We start from the raw sequence: 17,752 nt of genomic DNA, 5'->3' as shown, positions 1-17,752 counted from the left end.
ATGTAGGTTTGCTATGTAGTTACAACAAGACTTTTTTGTTTTAAAAACGTGGGTTGTAATACGCCTTTAGCAACAGTAACATAAGAGCCATCTACAAAACAAGATGTTATGTGTTTTGCCTCTTTAAATTTAGATGGTAATAAATCTAGAATTTTATTATTAACAGTAATGGTTTTAGTTTGTATTAACAGCCAAGGTTTATGGTTTATAGTGTACTTAACCGTTTTTTTCTTGCTGTTTTTTATAAATGCAATATATCTATCTACCACAAAATGGTTTATAGATTCTGGTTTTAATTTTTGTGTTTTTAAGGTGTTTTTTGCTACTATTTTTATTGTTTTATGTGTGTACCTAATAGTTGCGTTATTGCTCTTTTTAGTAATGTTAAAGTATATTTTTTTATAATGGTAAGGCTCGTTATATATTAAATTTCCAACCCAGGCAATAAGTGGTTTCGGAGCAAACTCTTTAATAAAAACAACACCTTTACTTCCGTCGATTTTAGATTTTACATAAAAGCGAAAATTAATTTGTCCAAATTCCTGATGAAAAGGAACAGGAATACCAAAAAAGCGCACTTTAGAAAACGTAAAGGCAACCATGCTTATTAGTGCTTTACCTTTGTATAAGTCTATTTCTGTGTCTTTTGGCAAATAGGGTTCTAGTATTTTACTGTTTACTTGGTATGTAGACATAATTAAATTTTTCCAATTTCCTGTCATAAATATGTTAGATGTTGCCATAAAAATAGTTTTAAAGTTTGAAAATATTAATGATAGATAGAAGAGTAAATACCAAAGCAAATAATAAAAAGAGCATATTCATTCCATAACTACCTATTTTAAATATTCTTTTTTGAGGTATAGAATACATAGGATAATAAGCAATTTGAGTAGCGACTTTGCCAACCCAATAACTTGCAATTAATGTTGTTATGGCTATAGCTAAATTCGATTGGTTTTGAAGATCTTTTGGTATTAGAATAGTAATAACACCAAAAGAAAAATTTAATCCTTGAATATAGCGACCGTATGTTTTTGCAATTTCTTGATTAAGCGGTTTTAATTGCTTAACATCATTATACCAATCGAAAACTTTGTGTCTTATATATGGGTAAATTATTGCAGTGAATATTTGTCCACATCCAGATAAAATAATTAACCAATAGGGAATTTGTAGTTTCATAATTATTTAATGTTTATTTTGTAAGTAACATATACAAAGTAGGTGGCTATTAAAGCAGGTAGGCAAGAGAAGCATTGAAAGATTAGCTTAGAGTCTAAATTTAGAGTGCTTATAAAGGTGATTATAACAAAAAATGATATAACAATTAGCCAATAGATAGCTAATAGCTTTTTTTTAAATGAGCTAATTATACCTAAATATGTTAATAGTATTAAAGCTAAAATGGGTTGTAGTATACCAAGAGTTATATGGGCTAGAATTAAGAAATCGGTTTTGCCAGAGCTTAAAAAACTACTTGTAGATAAAATAAAAAATATTGAATAGACCGTGGCATTTATATAGTGTATTAGTTTCATTTTTCTTGTATGTTTTAAACTTTCAGAAACTATTGAAAGTTATATTTAAATTTTTTATTTAAATAGTTTGATTAAAGATTTAGTTATCCAGTTTTGTTCTTGACTAACTAACTTATTAATTATAGCATCAGCATTTTCGGTTAAATCGTGTAATGCTTTAGTTTGTTTTATTAATTCTTTTGTTTTGGCTGTACCATCGTCTTTAATAGAGCTAACATCTTTTAAAATTTTAATTACAGGTTTTATTTCTCGTCTGCTTCGTTCTTTTGCAATATGTCTTGCTAATTCTTGTACATTTTTTTCTGTGGTAAAAAAATCTTTGCGCTCTCCGCGTACAGATTCTTTTGTTACAATGCCCCAATCCATTAACTGGCGCAGATTCATACTTGTGTTTCCTCTCGAAATTTGAAGTTCTTCCATAATCTCTTCCATAGAAAGAGGTTTTGTAGAAATAAAAAGAAGCGATTGTATTTGTGCCATAGCTTTATTTATACCCCATAAAGAGCCTAAACTCCCCCAGGTTGTAATAAATTTTTCTTTTGCTTCTTCGTATTCCATGGTGTAAATATATTAAAATTTTTAAACTTTCAGTAATTATTGAAAGTTTATTTTAATTTAAAAGGCTGAATTGTAACATTCAACCTTTTAATTCTTATTTTAACAATCCAGCACGCTTTAACAACGCTTCTGGTTTTGGTTCTTGACCTCTAAAACGTTTGTAAAGCGTCATCGGGTTTTCTGTTCCACCTTGCGACAATACATGGTCTTTAAATTTAGTAGCCACGTCTTTGTTAAATATTCCTGCCTCTTTAAAGTATTCAAAAGCATCTGCATCTAAAACTTCTGCCCATTTGTAGCTGTAATATCCAGAAGAATATCCGCCTTGAAAAATATGAGAAAATGCAGTACTCATACAAGTCTCTTGTGTTTCAGGATAAAGCGATGTATTTTTAAAAACATGTGTTTCGTGAGCTTTAACAGATTCTATAGATTCTGGGTTTTCGTTAGCGTGCCAACTCATGTCTAATAGCCCGAAGCTTAATTGGCGAAGCGTTTGCATACCTTCGTGAAATGTAGCCGACTCTTTTATTTTATTAACCAATTCCATAGGTATTACTTCGTTGGTTTCGTAATGTCTTGCAAATAACTCTAACGCTTCTTTTTCGTAACACCAGTTTTCTAGTATTTGACTTGGTAGCTCTACAAAATCCCAAAATACGCTAGTTCCAGATAAGCTAGGGTATACTGTATTGGCAAGCATACCGTGTAGTGCGTGTCCAAATTCGTGGAATAAGGTAGTAACCTCGTTAAACGTTAAAAGTGATGGTTTGCTTTTTGTTGGTTTTGTAAAGTTACAAACAATAGAAACATGAGGTCTGTTGTCTTCTTCGTTTTTAACAAATTGAGGTTTGTAAGAGGTCATCCATGCGCCATTTCTTTTTCCTGATCTAGGGAAAAAGTCGGCATAAAATAAAGCAATTAAGTTGCCATTTTTATTAGTCACTTTGTATGTTAATACATCTTGATGGTATTTATCTATAGTGTCAATTTCTTCAAATTTTAAATCGAAAAGTTTATTGGCCACAGCAAAAGCACCATCAATTACATTTTCTAATTTAAAATAAGGCTTTAGTTTTTCATCATCTAAACTAAATAGCTTTTGCTTTAGTTTTTCAGAGTAATAAGAGCCATCCCACTTTTCTAATCTATCAATATTATCAAGTTCTTTAGCAAAGTTCTCTAGGTTTTTAAATTCTGCTTTGGCAGCAGGTTTTGCTTTTTCTAACAGTTCGTTCGAAAAGTTTAAAACAGTTTCTGGAGTTTGCGCCATGCGCTCTTCCAATACAAAATGGGCGTGTGTTTTGTAACCTAAAAGATTAGCTCGATTATGTCTTAATTTTGTAATTTGTAAAACAATGTCTTGATTGTCTAAGTCATCATTTTTAAACGCTTTACTTCCTGCTGCAAGTGTAAGTTTTTTTCTAAGTTCTCTGTTGTCTGCATAAGTTACAAACGGAATATAGCTAGGGTAATCTAAAGTAAATAACCAACCATCTTTTTCTTTAGATTCTGCTAGTTGTTTAGCAGCTTCTTTGGTGCCTTCTGGTAAACCCGATAAATCAGATTCATTTGTAATAAGCATTTCAAACTTATTTGTTTCGGCTAATACATTTTCTCCAAATTTAAGACTTAACTGACTTAGTTTTTTGTCTATTTCTCTTAGCTTTTCTTTTTTGTCTTCAGTTAAATTAGCTCCATTTCTAGAAAAACTCTTATATTTTTTATCAAGAAGTGTTTGTTGTTCGGTAGATAAAGAAAGGGAGTCTTTTTTTGAGTAAACAGCTTTTACACGTTTAAATAATCCTTCGTTTAAAGTAATATCGTTTCCAAACTCAGATAATAAAGGCGATATTTCTTGTGCTATTTTTTGAATTGTTTCGTTTGTTTCGGCAGAGTTTAAATTAAAAAAGATAGAAGATATTCTATCTAATTGCTCTCCAGAAAAATCTAAAGCCTCTATTGTATTTTGAAAAGTAGCAGGTTCAGAATTGTTTGTTATCGCGTCTATTTCTGCTCTTGCATCTTCAATAGCTTGTTTAAAGGCAGGTAGGTAGTCTTCGTTTTTTATTTGAGAAAAGGGCGCTGTATTGTATGTTGTTTTAAATTTTTGAAGTAATATGTTTTTTGTCATAATCTTAGAATATCAAAGAAATGTTAAATTTTACTTAAAAATATACTGATATATTGAATATATTATATATATTTGCACAGATTTTTCGAGGAGTTATCTCATAGCTCTAATGAATTATTGTTAATAGCTACGGAAACCTCGAATTTATTCGAGGTTTTTTTATTTTAAATCTTCTGCTGATTTATGCACCATTATTTTTAAGCCTTCTTTGTAAGCTATTACTTTGTCTAATACACATTTATCGCTAGATCCTATAATTTGAGCAGCTAAAATACCAGCGTTCTTTGCTCCGTTTAAAGCAACAGTTGCAACAGGAACACCTCCTGGCATTTGTAGAATGGATAAAACAGAATCCCAACCATCAATAGAATTGCTGCTTTTAATAGGTACACCTATAACAGGTAATGGCGATAAAGAAGCAATCATGCCTGGTAAATGTGCTGCACCACCTGCTCCAGCGATAATAACAGAATAGCCTTTGGTGTGGGCGTTTTTACCGTAATCAAATAATTTTTCGGGTGTTCTGTGAGCCGAAACAATATCGACTTCAACTTCAATATCAAAACCTTTTAAGATGTCTACAGCATCCTTCATAATAGGAAGATCACTTTTGCTTCCCATAATAATACCTATTTTACTCATGTCTTTTTTTTGAGAATTATTCACTTATAACTTTAATAGCTTTTTTAACTGCCTCAGCAACCTTTCTAGCTTCATTTAAATCTTCGTTTACAATGGTAACGTGGCCCATTTTTCTAAATGGTCTAGTTTGTTTTTTGCCATAAATATGAGGTGTAACTCCATCCATATTCATTATTTTGTCAATGTTTTTGTAAATCACGTTGCCTGTATAGCCTTCAGCACCAACAAGGTTTACCATAACGCCACCTACTTTGCTATCAGTTCTTCCTAGAGGTAAATCTAAAATGGCTCTAAGGTGTTGTTCAAATTGAGAGGTGTAACTGGCTTCTATAGTTTGGTGCCCAGAATTATGAGGCCTAGGAGCTACTTCGTTAATTAAAATATCGTCGTTTTCTGTTTGAAACATTTCTACAGCTAAAAGGCCAACATGGTTAAATGCTTTAGATGCTTTTAAAGCAATATTTTGAGCCTTTTTTGCAACAACATCGTCTATTCTAGCAGGGCAAATAACATATTCTACTTGGTTGGCTTCTGGGTGAAATTCCATTTCTACAACAGGGTATGTTTTTGTGTCGCCAGATGGTGTTCTAACTACAATTACTGCCAATTCGTTTTTAAAAGGCACTAAGTTTTCTGCAATACACTCTACATTTGGTAAATGCTCTAAATCGCTAACAGATTTTACAATTTTAACACCTGTACCATCGTAGCCAAACTGTGCGCTTTTCCAAACAAAAGGTAAAGTTAATTTGCCATGGTTTATAGCATCTTTAATTTTAGATGTGTAAGCAAACCTCGAAAATGGAGCAGTTGGTAAATTATTATCTGTGTAAAATATTTTTTGAGTTGCTTTATTTTGAATAGTACGTAATGTTTTAGACGACGGATAAACTTTTACACCTTCCTTTTCAAGAGCTTCAAGCGCATCTACATTTACATTTTCTATTTCAAAAGTTAAAACATCAACTTGTTTTCCAAAATTGTAAACAGCATCAAAATCCATTAAATCGCCTAAGTAAAATTCGTTACTAGCTAGTTTACATGGTGCTTCTTCGCTGTTGTCTAAAACACAGGTATAAATATCAAATTTTCTAGTATCGTTTAATATCATTTTGCCTAATTGGCCACCACCAAGAATACCTAGTTTAAAATTTGAAGAAAAATAATTCATTTTTAATTGTTTAATTAACTAATGTTACGCAAAAATACACTTAAATATTAATTAGTCCCTAAATCATATAATCAAAAAATCGTTATTCCTTAATCTATTGATTATCTTTGCATCTTTGAAAATTTAGAACCCGTGATAAAGCTACACGATAAATATTTTAAACCCTTTATTCCTGCACAACAAATTGATGAGGTTATGCAGCGACTGGCAAAGGAAATAGCTGAAGATGTAGGAGACGAAATCCCTGTGTTTATAGGTATACTTAATGGGTCGTTTATGGTTGTAAGCGATTTTGTTAAAAAATATCCAAAGCCATGCGAGGTTACTTTTATAAAGTTAGCATCGTACGAAGGTGTAAAATCGACCGAAGACATTCAGCGTTTAATTGGCATTACTCAAGATTTAACAGATAGAACTGTAATTATACTTGAAGATATTATTGATACAGGTAACACGCTGGCCGAAGTACATAGAATTTTTAAAAACGAAAAGGTTAAATCGTTAAAAATAGCAACCCTTTTCTACAAGCCAGAAGCTTATAAAAAAGATTTTAAATTACATTATGTTGGTATAGAAATTCCTAATAAATTTATAGTGGGCTACGGTCTAGATTATGATGGGTTAGGGAGAAATTTACCAGAAGTTTATCAAATAAAAGAAACACAACACATGACAAATTTAGTATTATTTGGCCCTCCAGGTGCGGGTAAAGGAACGCAAGCTAATTTCTTAAAAGAGAAGTATAATTTAGTACACATATCTACTGGCGATGTTTTTAGATTTAACATTAAAAACGAAACCGCATTAGGCATGTTAGCTAAATCTTTTATAGATAAAGGCGAGTTAGTTCCAGACCAAGTAACAATAGACATGTTAAATGCCGAGGTAGAAAAAAATGCCGATGCAAATGGTTTTATTTTTGATGGTTTTCCAAGAACAAATGCACAAGCAGAATCTTTAGATAAGTTAATGGATAGCAAAGATTCGCAAATTAACGCAATGATTGCTTTAGAAGTAGAAGACGAAATACTTGTTAAAAGACTTTTGGAAAGAGGAAAAACAAGCGGAAGAGCAGACGATGCAGACGAGTCTATTATAAGAAACCGTGTTAAAGAATATTACAGTAAAACAGCAATACTTAAAGACTATTACGCAGATCAAAATAAATATTTTGGTGTAAATGGTGTAGGTAGTATAGAAGATATTACGGTACGTTTAAGTGCTGTAATCGATAAATTATAAAGTTCTGCAAAAGCAGAAATGTTATTAAACAAAACTAAGTTTTAATTTTTTTTAAAATTTAGTTTTTGTTTTTTAAATTGAAAAATATAAGTACGCTAGTGTAAGCTTAAGTACCAAACATTATAAAGGTAAGAGTAAGGTAGCTTTTAACTTTTAACTCATAACTTTTAACTGATACAATGACTGAAGGAAATTTTGTAGACTACGTAAAAATGTACGTATCTTCTGGTAACGGAGGTAAAGGCTCTGTGCATTTACATCGCGAAAAATATATTACAAAAGGAGGCCCAGATGGAGGCGATGGAGGTCGAGGAGGCCATGTTATACTTCGAGGAAACTCTAATCTTTGGACATTACTTCACTTAAAATTTAAAAAACACATTCGTGCAGGTCACGGTGCTCACGGTAGTAAAAGTCGTAGCTCTGGAGCAGACGGAGAAGACGTCTATCTAGACGTGCCACTAGGTACTGTAGTAAGAGACACAGAAACTAATAATATTCTTTTTGAAATTACAGACGAAGGCCAAGAAATAATTGTTGCAGAAGGAGGTAAAGGCGGACTAGGAAACTGGCACTTTAAAAGCTCTACAAACCAAACACCTCGTTACGCACAACCAGGACTTCCATTAGAAGAAAAATACGTAACACTAGAGCTAAAAGTACTAGCCGATGTTGGTTTAGTTGGTTTTCCTAACGCAGGGAAATCTACACTTTTATCTGTTGTAACATCTGCAAAACCAAAAATTGCCGATTACGAGTTTACAACCCTAAAGCCAAACTTAGGCATTGTAGAGTATCGCGATTTTCAAACCTTTGTAATGGCAGATATCCCAGGGATTATAGAAGGAGCAGCAGAAGGTAAAGGTTTAGGACACTACTTTTTACGCCACATAGAACGTAACTCTATATTATTGTTTTTAATTCCAGCCGATGCCGAAGACATAAAAAAACAGTACGATATTCTATTAGACGAGCTACGTCGCTATAACCCAGAAATGCTAGATAAAGACCGCATCATAGCCATTTCTAAATGCGATATGTTAGACGACGAACTAAAAACAGAACTAAAAACAGAGCTAGATAACGAGCTTCCAATACCATATGTATTCATCTCATCTGTAGCCCAACAAGGCATTACAGAGTTAAAAGATACACTATGGAAAATGCTTAATTAAAACATTTGGGCGTTACCTAAAGGTCGGGCTTTCAGCAGTCGCTTTTTTGTGTTGCATATGTGCAACAACACAAAAAGAGCTTCAACAAAAGCTTCAATCCCTAACGCAATTACAACTAAAATTATACTGTGGAATAATTTTTGATTAAATTTATATAAAAATAAGTTGATGAAAAATATATTAATAGCAGTCTTAATTTTAGCTATAGTTGCCTGCGCTCCCGTACGTGTAAATTACGATTACGATAAAAAAGTAGATTTTACCAAATATAAAACCTACCAATATTATGGCGACATGAAAACAGGTTTAAGTCCGTTAGATACCAAACGTTTTCTAGACGCACTCGATGCAAAGTTAGCAGCAAAAGGGCTAACAGTATCAGATACTCCCGATTTTTTAATCGATATAAAAAGCAGTCAATTTCAAGCAGCACCCAGACAAACCGTAGGTGTTGGAGTAGGCGGAGGCGGACGAAATGTAGGTGGCGGAATATCGATAGGCCTACCAATTGGTCAGCCCAATTTAAACCGAGAAATAACTATAGATTTTGTAGACGACAAAGGTATTGGTCTTTTCTGGCAAGCTGTAAGCGAATCTGGTTTTAAACAAAACGAAGCTCCAGAAAAGCGCGAAGCACGCTTAAATGCTATAGCAGAAAAAGTGTTAGTAGCTTACCCTCCAAAAGAATAATTTAACGCTTAATTAATTTTTTATTGGCAACCAATATAGCATCAGAGTAAAGGTTTACAATGTACAAGCCATTACTTAAATTGCTTATGTCTACTTGTTGTGTACTGTGGTTATATATTAAAATAGTTTTTACTTTTTTCCCATCTATAGTTAGTATATCTATTTTTAAACTTGAATTGTTATCGCTGTCAATTTTAAAATTAATAATGCCATTACTTGGGGTAGGAAACATGGTGAAACTTAAATTATTCTCTTTGCTAGTAATGTTATTAACACCTAAAGACGAGTTTTCGATGGTCCAAGTTATGGTGTAAATATGTGTGCTGTCATGGTTGTCTATATTTACTAAAGTTGTGGCATCGTGTACAACGGTTGTTAGTGTGTTTGTGCCAGCGTTTAAATCGTTTTCTGTAAGAGAAACATTATCTACATTGTTAGCAAAATTAGTATGATTAAGCGTCCATACACTTTCTATGGTATTGGGTATGGTTTTTATTAAACCTAACTCAAAATCTAAAGGAAAAGATGGGGTAGAAATATTGCTAGACTCTGGACTGTAAGACTCAATAGGAGAAATAAGACTGTGTATTTTTTCTACCATACCTTCTTTACAAACAGAGCAAAAAGGATACCCCAAATAACGCATTTTACACGCTTGATGTGGTCTGTACCAAGTGGCAGAAACACCAGAAGTTCCATATACATAAACGTTAATGCCATTCTTGTCTACCCAATTTTTCCATTTTACAAGGCTAGTATTGTTTTCTTGAGTCATGTTAATGGCCTCGCCATAAAATACATCGGGTACTATATATTCATCTTTTAAATCGAATAAAGAGTGTCCAAGTTCGTGTATGGCAATTTGGTTGCCAGATACTCCGGTAGATGATATGGGAAATTCACCTCCAGTACCACCATACTCATCAGTATTTACTAATATTAATGCTTGGTCGTAAGTGGGGAAATTATCGGCTAAAACAGCGTGTATTTTAATTTCGGCTTCGTCGTCGTCATCATAATCTAATCCGTAGTATAAAAACCTATGGTAGCCAAAGGCATCGAAGGTAGCGTTAAAGTATGTGTCTTTATAAACAGGTGTTATGCCACTTTCGCCAATAGCTGTGCCAGGATGATCTGCACCACTTTGTGCCGATGGTACTTTAATAATATGTACGTTAAAATACTCGGCATATTCTAAAAAGGGCGATTGCGTAAACATGTCAGATACTAAACTTTCTGCATCTGTTTTAAATTTATCGAATTCTGTACTTTGGTAGCCTTCACTTAAAATAACAAGGTTTAGTCTTTTATCATTATCACCTGCATTTTTTATTTTTTCTACACTAAAAACCTGAGCATGTGTAAAATTCATACTAAATAAAAGCGCGCAAAGTATTAAAACGTATTTCATTTAGTATCTAATTTAGTTATGTATATGGGTCTTGTGTTTTGCAAAGAATCTGTAACTTCAGAAATAATAATGTTTTCTGTGTCTGCATGTAATTGTAAGCGTAGAAAAAGCGATGATTTTTTTAGTTCTAAGGCTTTACTTTCAAACTGAAGCGAATCGTTAATAAACTCTAAATGCTTGTGTAATGGATTTTTAATAAAAACGCTGTGTAAATTACGAGCATTCTTATCGACTTGCGAAAATTTTAAATCGCCAATACTGCCTGTTTTTGTGTATTTGTTGCCATTGTTTCTGGCTTTACCATCTGTAATTTTTTTGCTAATAAAATCTATAGACTTGGTACCATTACTGGTTTCTTTTACGGTGTAATTTAAGAATATAAGTTTAGGGTTTTCTTCTGCTATAAAATCGTTTTGTGGTAATTCTTTTTTAGCGATACAAGAAGACACAAACAGGAGTACAAACACTAAAAGTATGTGTGTAGGTTTTTTGAAAATAATATTTTGGGGCGCTATTTTTTTCAAACCGAAAAATTTAAAAACTTATGTAAAGTTAATAAATCTCTCGGTTATCAAGTAATTTACTTTAACTATTCGTTGTTTATAGAAATTCTCATGCCTTCGCTATGGCTACTAAACTCTGGTGCATACATACTTTGTATGGTAGTTATACCGTTGCTCATGTTACCTGCGTTGTTTACTCTTAAATCGTATTCAAATACATATACGCCTTTTGGTAAATAATCGAAAAAGAAGTTGGTCGAGGCGTCTTTAGTGCTTTCGTAATAGCCTAAACCGTCTTGCCATTTATATTTAGAAATTACGTTTACGGGTTCTAAGCCAGAAGCGCGCATGTCTTTCATGTGTAAAAACTCCATGTTTCTGTCGCTATGCAATTCTATACGAACACGAACTAAATCGCCCACTTTTAAATATGAGTCTTTTGTTATTTTGGTTACTTCTTCACCTGTATCGGTATTCTTTTTTAAGAATAATTTTTTCTTTAAAGTAAGTGGGGTTTCTGCAGAAGTAATTTTATCTAAATTTTCAAAATATTGCCAGTATAAACTTCCCCAAGCAATACCGTTTCCTTTTTTAGTTAGTTTTACATCTCCCATTTCTGGTTTAATTTCAGAAGTATTCCAAGAGGTTTTGTAGTAGCCTGTTCCTGCTTCAATTTTTACATTTTCCAGTTTAGAAGGAGCTATTTTTTCTCCGCCAATAACAACATCTACCATGTCTGTTACGCTAAGCCAATCGCTACCTTGTAATAATAAAGCATAAACAGCTTCGGTGGTTGCTTTGGTTGTTTTCCAACGGTTAGTCTGTTTATTTTTAAGTAACCACACTTTAAGATTGTCTATAGTTTCGGTATCATTTTCAATTTCACTAAAGGCTTCAATTAATAGCGCTTGCGTTTCTATTGGTGCTTGGTACCAAAACCACGAATTTGTGTTGGCTTTCCAGTACATACCTAACTCTTCGTTGGTAATGCTATTTTCTTTTAATGATTTTAAAATTTTTAATGCAGTTTTAGAATCGTTACTTCTATGCGATACTAAGGCCATTAAACCTTTAGAGTATAAAGAGCGACTTAACCAATATTTCTGTATTTGTGTTTGGTAATATGCTATGGTTTTTTCTACTTCTTTAGTTTTTTTAATCTCAGGGAAAAAGCTTCGCATGTATAAATAATGCAATTGTGTGTTGCTTAAATGATCGTTATTTAAATCGACATCTTTATTATATTTTCTTAAGTTTTTATATTCTTTAATAAATTCGGAATCTAGGTATTTAATAGCTTTTGAAATCATTTTAGTTTCCGATCCTTCTATAGCGCTAAGCGAAACGCCAAGTTTAGATAGGTGCCCGAAACCATTAATAATATGCTGTGTAATGTACCTGTTTTCGTGTCCTCCATTAAACCATGGCCAGCCACCAGAAGACATTTGATTGTTTTGAAGTTTCTTTATTGCTAATTGTAATTCGCTATTCATTTTATTTAAATCGAATAGTAACGCAATACGTTTTTTCTGTTCTGTTTCGCTTTGTGCATCGCGCAACCATGGTGTTTCTTGAATTAAAATAGATTTAAGTTCTTGGTTTTTTTCAAGGTTAGAAAGTAACGCGTCTGTATTTTTCCATTGATTGAAAACTTCCTGAATTCTTGGGTTAGTATTTGCTATATGACTTGCTAGCGCATTAGCATAATATCTAGAAAAGGTTTGCTCGTTACACTCATAAGGATATTCCATTAAATACGGTAGTGCTTGCACTGCATACCATGCAGGGTTAGAAGTCATTTCTAGCGTTAACTTATGGTTTTTAAGCGTGGTTGAGGTGTTGTTTTTTAATTTGTCTAGCGTAAATGTTTTGGTTTGGTTACTTCTAATCCACATTGGTAATGTTTCGGTAACTAATTTTCTATTAGATAAAACAGGTAATGCATTTTGCTCGCCATCGCTAAAATCTCCTGTTGTAGCTATAATTTTATATTGCACTGCTTGTACGCCTTCGGGAATGGTTAAGTTCCAAGATGCTTGTGTATTACCATTAGCCTTAACAGTAAAGTGCTGGTTAAAATTTGCGTTTCCTAATTTGGTGTCTATTTTATTCCCAGAAATGGCATCAAATAATTGTAGAATAGCGTTTCCAGATAATTGTTTTTTAGATAGGTTTGCAATTTTTGTACTTACCGTAATGTTGTCGCCTTCTCGAAAAAAACGTGGTGCGTTTGGTATTACCATTAGTTCTTTTTGTGTTACAGTTGTTAATGTTTTAGTAGCGCTTTCTAAAGTTTTAGTATGTGCTAATAATTGCAGTTTCCATTTGGTTAATGCTTCTGGAGTGGTAAAACTAAAACTAACATTACCGTCTTTATCGGTTTGTAATTGCGGAAAGAAAAAGGCTGTTTCGTTTAGGTTTTTCCTGATTTTTACTTGCGATAGTACGCTAGCTGCTTTTTTTGTAGTGATTAAAATTACGCCATTTGCACCTTTACTACCATAAATAGCTGTAGAGGCAGCATCTTTTAAAACATCAATAGATTCTATATCTTTTGGGTTTAATTTAGGGTCGCCATCAACAACAACGCCATCAACAATATATAAAGGTTTTTTCATGTTGTTATTAGAACTGTTTCCTCTAATGCTTATACCTGGAGTTTTATTTGCTAAAACAAAAGAGACATCTGCTTCCTCACTAATACTTTCTCCTTTTGCCATAGCAACAGCGCCAGTTACCTCACTTCTTTTTTGTGTGCCATAGCCAACAATTACAACTTCGTCAAGCGAAGCGCTGTCTTCTCCTAAAATGATACTTAATTTATTGTTTTTGCTAATTTTAATTTCATGAGTGTTATATCCAAGGTAGCTCATTTGTAATACAGCTCCTTTTTTTGCTTCTATGGTAAATTTACCATCAAAATCTGTTGTCACTCCGGTAGTTGTACCTTTTATAATAATATTTACACCTGGTAAAGGGTCTCCGTTTTCGTTGTAAATAGAGCCAGTTATAAAGCCTTCTTTAATGTTTTTGTCGAATTTAGAAGTGTGTTTATTTCTTAAAGTATTTATGTAATTACTATATTTCCATGGGTTATTTAAGTAAAAGCCAAACCAATTTAATTTGTCGTAATTAAGATTTGGATAACTAAATCTAGGCATACTTTTATTGTATACTCTAAAGTTTTCTGTGCCAAAACTACTGTGAGCTCTACTTTGATTATAAGAGAAATATGTGGGTTTGTTTATCGGGTTAAAACTCCAACTGTGCGATTTAAATAGATCTAGAGAAGCATCATACATACTTGCTAGCAATTCGGCAGATGCTTTATCTCCTTTTGGACCTTTAATTTTAAAACGCCAAGTCTCGTCTGTTCCTGGTTGCAATTTATCTCTAAATGTTGTGGTTTCAATATTTAAATCGGTTGTAGGGTAGGGCACTTTAATAGGTAGGCTGCCAGATTTAAAACTATTATATGCAGCGTAACTGTAGTGCACTATAAAACCTCCAATGTCTTCTGTAGACACAGGAATAGTAAACGATTTTTTATTATTACTAAGTTTTATAATTTGTGTTTTAATAATTTTATTTTTCTTTTCTATATGAAGCGTAACGTTTAAGTTTTTGGAAGTCGATGCTAAATTAATTTTAGCTAACTCGTTAGCGTTGTAACTAGATTTGTTGGTAGAAATGTTGAATAACTCGTTGTCTGCCAAAGTTTTGTCGTCGTTACTAAAAAGTGTGATTTTTACTTGGTCTTTAACCTCTTGTCCAAATTTATCTTTGCTTTGTAGGGTGATAATATATTTGCCAGATAACCACTTTTTTGTTTTTCCCAGGTTAATGGTGTTATTGTTTTCGGTATTAAATGCTTTTTCGAAAACCAAGTCGCCTTTTTTCCAATTCTCGGCAATATGTTCATCACTATATGCTTCATGCGGAAAAAGCATTTTAAATTTATCTTTTTCAAATAATTTATAATCTGGTGCAGCCCAAGGTCGTGTTCTTAATGTGTAGTTTGGCGCTTTAAGCTTATATATTTTAATTATGCCTTTAGCAGCAATAAAAGCTCCATTTAAATTTTTAGTATCAATGCTAATACTATTGTCTTTTTTAGACTTATTAATGTAAGAATCTGCATTAATATTGGCTAACAAGGCATGATAGCCAACGTTAACAGTTGTAGTAGCGCTTCTTGTTTCTCCATTTAGATCGGTAACGTCTGCTATAATTTCATATTTAAAAACGGGTAAACTTGTTTTGTCTACGCTAGAATCTGGTAAAGCTTTAAAAGTTATTTTAAACTCTCCTTTAGCATTAGTGCTACTTTCTCCATGCGTAATTTCTTGTGGTTCGCTATAAAAAGATGGGCGATACCAATAGTACCAATTAGGGTACTCTACTTTTCTGTGTACACGGTATACAACCTTGGCATCGGTAATATTACTACCCGCATAGGCTAAGGCATTGCCTTTTATAGTAACAGAGTCGTTAACCTTAAAGGTTTCTTTTACTGTATTAAAGGTAGTTTCAAATTTAGGGCGCTTGTATTCTTCAACAGAGAAATAATGTCGATTTCTAATAGATCCTAATGTGGTGTATATTTCTATGGAATATTGCCCATTTAAACCGGTGTTAGGTAAAATAAATGATCCAGAAACCGAACCATATTCGTTCGATTCTAAATCGAGTTCTGCTATTTTTTCAGAGTTTGTGTTGTATAATGTTGCAAAAACATTGTCGTTGGCAAAAGGTGTAGATTTTGCTTCCTCTTTTTTTATAAGTATCGATTTAAAATAAACCGTTTGTCCTGGTCTATAAATACTTCTGTCTGTAAACGTAAAAGCATTATAAGTCGGTTTTGTTTTGTCCTGCTTATAAAATCTGTTAATATGAAAATCTCCAAAATAAGCTGTTTCGTTATCATATTTAGCTTCAATAATAGTATTTCTATATCTGTCGTTGCCTTTTTTTATTTTTATTTCGCCATTGGTATCTGTAATAAAGTTTTTAGAGGTATTATGCCTTTGGTTATTTTTGTAATAGGTAAGTTTTATGTTGGCATTACCAATAGGTAAACCATTGGTTCTGTTAATTAACTGAAACGTTTGATGTGTATAATCGTTGGTTTCTACAAGGGCAATATTTGTTACCTGTATAGTGCTAAAAGCAAAGGCTTCGTGGTCTTCTTTTTTAGTAGCATAAACAACGTAAGTGCCATTGTTTAATTTAGGAAAAAGTACCTCGGTTGTGTGGGTTTGGTAATCTTGTTCGTTTGTTAAATTACTTTGCCATTGTGTTATTGCATTAAGCTTTTTAATAAAAGCCTTTTGTTCTTCTTTTCTGTATATTTTATCTAACTCTAAATGTTGCTTTCTAGAGATTTTAAAAATTTTAAAATCGAGAGTTTCAATATTTTTATAACGTACCAGAAGTCGTGCTTCTTTTTGGGTAGGTAAAAAATCTTCTGTGGTAATATTTAAATACTCTTTAAGTATTTCGTTTTTTAGTATCATGCACTTTTTAGCTCCTCGACTTTCTGGGAAATTAACTATAACAGTATTGCAAATACTAAGAGCTTCTTTCTTTTTCCAACGATTTTCTTCATGTAATTTGGGGTTGTATTGTGAGCCTTCGTTTTTTAAAACAGTTGCAATTTCAAAATCATATAAGCCAGAAGTTTCATGGTTGTTTAACTCCTTTTTATCTGTTTTTAAAGCATCAATTAAAAGAGAATCTTTATTACTAAAAGTAGCATGTTGCTTAATATATTTTAAACGCTCAATATTTACATCTGCCAAGGCTAGCGGAGACTTTTTGCTTAAATGAAGTTTAGCAAGGTCTTGGTATATTTTTAAAGCATGTAATTGTAAAGAAGTAGAATCTTTAGATTTTAGTTTTAAATTAGAAAAGGTAAGTACATCACTTAAATATTTAGTGTTGTCTATTTCAAACTTATAAGCAGGTTTAGTAATATTTGTTTCGTTGGTTTTATAAAACTCTAAGGCATTGTGACTCAAAAAATCGAATAGCGTAGGTCTATAAAGTCTAGAGTCTTTTTGTTGCGTTAAAATAGCATCATATTTAGATAGACCTTCTAACTGAAGCATTAATCCGTTTTTTAACGAATTTTGGTAATGTAAATGTATTTCGTTAAAAAGTGTTTGTAAATCCCACGTTCTAAAATCTTCGGCATTCACTTTTTCAGATGTTTTTGTCCGGTTATAAAACTGCCATCTATTTTGGTTAAAATACTGCCAATACAATTTAGCCAATATGTTTTCTAAAATATGTTTGGTAGGAAACTTACTTGCTTCAATTTGAGATTTAAAGCTCTTAATAATTTTAAGTTGTGCATCTTCTTCAAGAACCAAGGCAAATTTGCTTTTAAAAAGCATAGTTTTAATAATTTGCGCATCGTTTTTGTCTTTTTTAGCTTGTTTTTCAATAGTTTCTACAACTTCTAGGGCAGATTTTGGTAAGCCATTAATTTCTAAACGTTCAATTTTTGCCCAAAGTTTATTGTAATTTGGAGCTTGAGCTTGAGTAAAATTTGATAAAAGTATAATCATTAATAAAATTAGTGGTTGCTTCATGTTTGCTGACTTTAGTTCAGTTTCTATATATAATATGCCTCTAAAATACTTTCAAAAGCCATTCCAAAAAATAGTAAATGAGTAAACAG

At 32.5% G+C, this 17,752-nt stretch carries 12 protein-coding genes; 3 read left to right on the top strand and 9 right to left on the bottom strand.

Features of this window, described 5'->3' with window-relative positions; translation table 11 throughout:
• Positions 1-11: 11 nt before the first annotated feature.
• The 6 genes from ABD715_RS14870 to ABD715_RS14845 all read right to left on the bottom strand — a co-directional run bounded on the left by ABD715_RS14870 (position 12) and on the right by ABD715_RS14845 (position 6,046).
• A complete protein-coding gene (locus ABD715_RS14870) occupies positions 12-743 on the bottom strand; it encodes a YqjF family protein (RefSeq protein ID WP_344789094.1) in 732 nt (243 codons plus the stop codon).
• A 10-nt stretch (positions 744-753) separates the two neighbouring features.
• Positions 754-1,185: a hypothetical protein gene (locus ABD715_RS14865; RefSeq protein ID WP_344789093.1), complete on the bottom strand. Its 432-nt coding sequence runs from the start codon at positions 1,183-1,185 to the stop codon at positions 754-756.
• 410 nt (positions 1,186-1,595) lie between these two features.
• Positions 1,596-2,099, bottom strand: a complete 504-nt coding sequence (locus ABD715_RS14860; RefSeq protein WP_344789092.1) for a GbsR/MarR family transcriptional regulator — start codon at positions 2,097-2,099, stop codon at positions 1,596-1,598.
• A gap of 94 nt (positions 2,100-2,193) precedes the next feature.
• On the bottom strand, positions 2,194-4,233 hold the full coding sequence (locus tag ABD715_RS14855) for a M3 family metallopeptidase (RefSeq protein ID WP_344789091.1): 2,040 nt from the start codon (positions 4,231-4,233) through the stop codon (positions 2,194-2,196).
• A gap of 159 nt (positions 4,234-4,392) precedes the next feature.
• Positions 4,393-4,875: a 5-(carboxyamino)imidazole ribonucleotide mutase gene (purE, locus tag ABD715_RS14850; RefSeq protein ID WP_344789215.1), complete on the bottom strand. Its 483-nt coding sequence runs from the start codon at positions 4,873-4,875 to the stop codon at positions 4,393-4,395.
• Positions 4,876-4,891: 16 nt separating this feature from the next.
• Positions 4,892-6,046 (bottom strand): 5-(carboxyamino)imidazole ribonucleotide synthase, encoded by a 1,155-nt coding sequence (locus ABD715_RS14845; protein WP_344789089.1) that lies wholly within the window; start codon positions 6,044-6,046, stop codon positions 4,892-4,894.
• A gap of 132 nt (positions 6,047-6,178) precedes the next feature.
• On the opposite strand from ABD715_RS14845, the gene ABD715_RS14840 reads away from it, so the two are divergent.
• From ABD715_RS14840 to ABD715_RS14830, 3 genes are all read left to right on the top strand, one after another.
• Positions 6,179-7,288 carry an adenylate kinase gene (locus tag ABD715_RS14840; protein WP_344789088.1) on the top strand — a complete coding sequence of 370 codons (1,110 nt, stop codon included), beginning with the start codon at positions 6,179-6,181 and terminating at the stop codon, positions 7,286-7,288.
• 179 nt (positions 7,289-7,467) lie between these two features.
• Positions 7,468-8,463: a GTPase ObgE gene (gene obgE, locus ABD715_RS14835; RefSeq protein WP_344789087.1), complete on the top strand. Its 996-nt coding sequence runs from the start codon at positions 7,468-7,470 to the stop codon at positions 8,461-8,463.
• A gap of 168 nt (positions 8,464-8,631) precedes the next feature.
• On the top strand, positions 8,632-9,153 hold the full coding sequence (locus ABD715_RS14830; protein ID WP_344789086.1) for a DUF4136 domain-containing protein: 522 nt from the start codon (positions 8,632-8,634) through the stop codon (positions 9,151-9,153).
• A 1-nt stretch (position 9,154) separates the two neighbouring features.
• On the opposite strand, the gene ABD715_RS14825 is transcribed toward ABD715_RS14830, so the two are convergent.
• The 3 genes from ABD715_RS14825 to ABD715_RS14815 all read right to left on the bottom strand — a co-directional run bounded on the left by ABD715_RS14825 (position 9,155) and on the right by ABD715_RS14815 (position 17,663).
• The gene (locus tag ABD715_RS14825; RefSeq protein WP_344789085.1) at positions 9,155-10,564 is read right to left on the bottom strand and encodes a T9SS type A sorting domain-containing protein; all 1,410 of its coding nucleotides are present in this window, start codon (positions 10,562-10,564) and stop codon (positions 9,155-9,157) included.
• Positions 10,561-11,088, bottom strand: a complete 528-nt coding sequence (locus tag ABD715_RS14820; RefSeq protein WP_344789084.1) for a hypothetical protein — start codon at positions 11,086-11,088, stop codon at positions 10,561-10,563. The genes ABD715_RS14825 and ABD715_RS14820 overlap by 4 nt, the downstream gene beginning before the upstream one ends.
• A gap of 65 nt (positions 11,089-11,153) precedes the next feature.
• A complete protein-coding gene (locus tag ABD715_RS14815; protein ID WP_344789083.1) occupies positions 11,154-17,663 on the bottom strand; it encodes an alpha-2-macroglobulin family protein in 6,510 nt (2,169 codons plus the stop codon).
• Positions 17,664-17,752: the final 89 nt, after the last annotated feature.

This window comes from Postechiella marina (genome assembly GCF_039538365.1).
Taxonomy (GTDB): Bacteria; Bacteroidota; Bacteroidia; order Flavobacteriales; family Flavobacteriaceae; genus Postechiella; species Postechiella marina.
This window is presented reverse-complemented; position numbering and strand designations above follow the sequence as displayed.

What these genes read in the sequence shown, in the direction of transcription:
- obgE (WP_344789087.1), top strand. Translation starts at nt 7,468, where the DNA reads ATGACTGAAGGAAATTTTGTAGACTACGTAAAAATGTACGTATCTTCT.
- ABD715_RS14855 (WP_344789091.1), bottom strand. Translation starts at nt 4,233, where the DNA reads ATGACAAAAAACATATTACTTCAAAAATTTAAAACAACATACAATACA.
- ABD715_RS14860 (WP_344789092.1), bottom strand. Translation starts at nt 2,099, where the DNA reads ATGGAATACGAAGAAGCAAAAGAAAAATTTATTACAACCTGGGGGAGT.
- purE (WP_344789215.1), bottom strand. Translation starts at nt 4,875, where the DNA reads ATGAGTAAAATAGGTATTATTATGGGAAGCAAAAGTGATCTTCCTATT.
- ABD715_RS14830 (WP_344789086.1), top strand. Translation starts at nt 8,632, where the DNA reads ATGAAAAATATATTAATAGCAGTCTTAATTTTAGCTATAGTTGCCTGC.
- ABD715_RS14870 (WP_344789094.1), bottom strand. Translation starts at nt 743, where the DNA reads ATGGCAACATCTAACATATTTATGACAGGAAATTGGAAAAATTTAATT.
- ABD715_RS14865 (WP_344789093.1), bottom strand. Translation starts at nt 1,185, where the DNA reads ATGAAACTACAAATTCCCTATTGGTTAATTATTTTATCTGGATGTGGA.
- ABD715_RS14825 (WP_344789085.1), bottom strand. Translation starts at nt 10,564, where the DNA reads ATGAAATACGTTTTAATACTTTGCGCGCTTTTATTTAGTATGAATTTT.
- ABD715_RS14845 (WP_344789089.1), bottom strand. Translation starts at nt 6,046, where the DNA reads ATGAATTATTTTTCTTCAAATTTTAAACTAGGTATTCTTGGTGGTGGC.
- ABD715_RS14815 (WP_344789083.1), bottom strand. Translation starts at nt 17,663, where the DNA reads ATGAAGCAACCACTAATTTTATTAATGATTATACTTTTATCAAATTTT.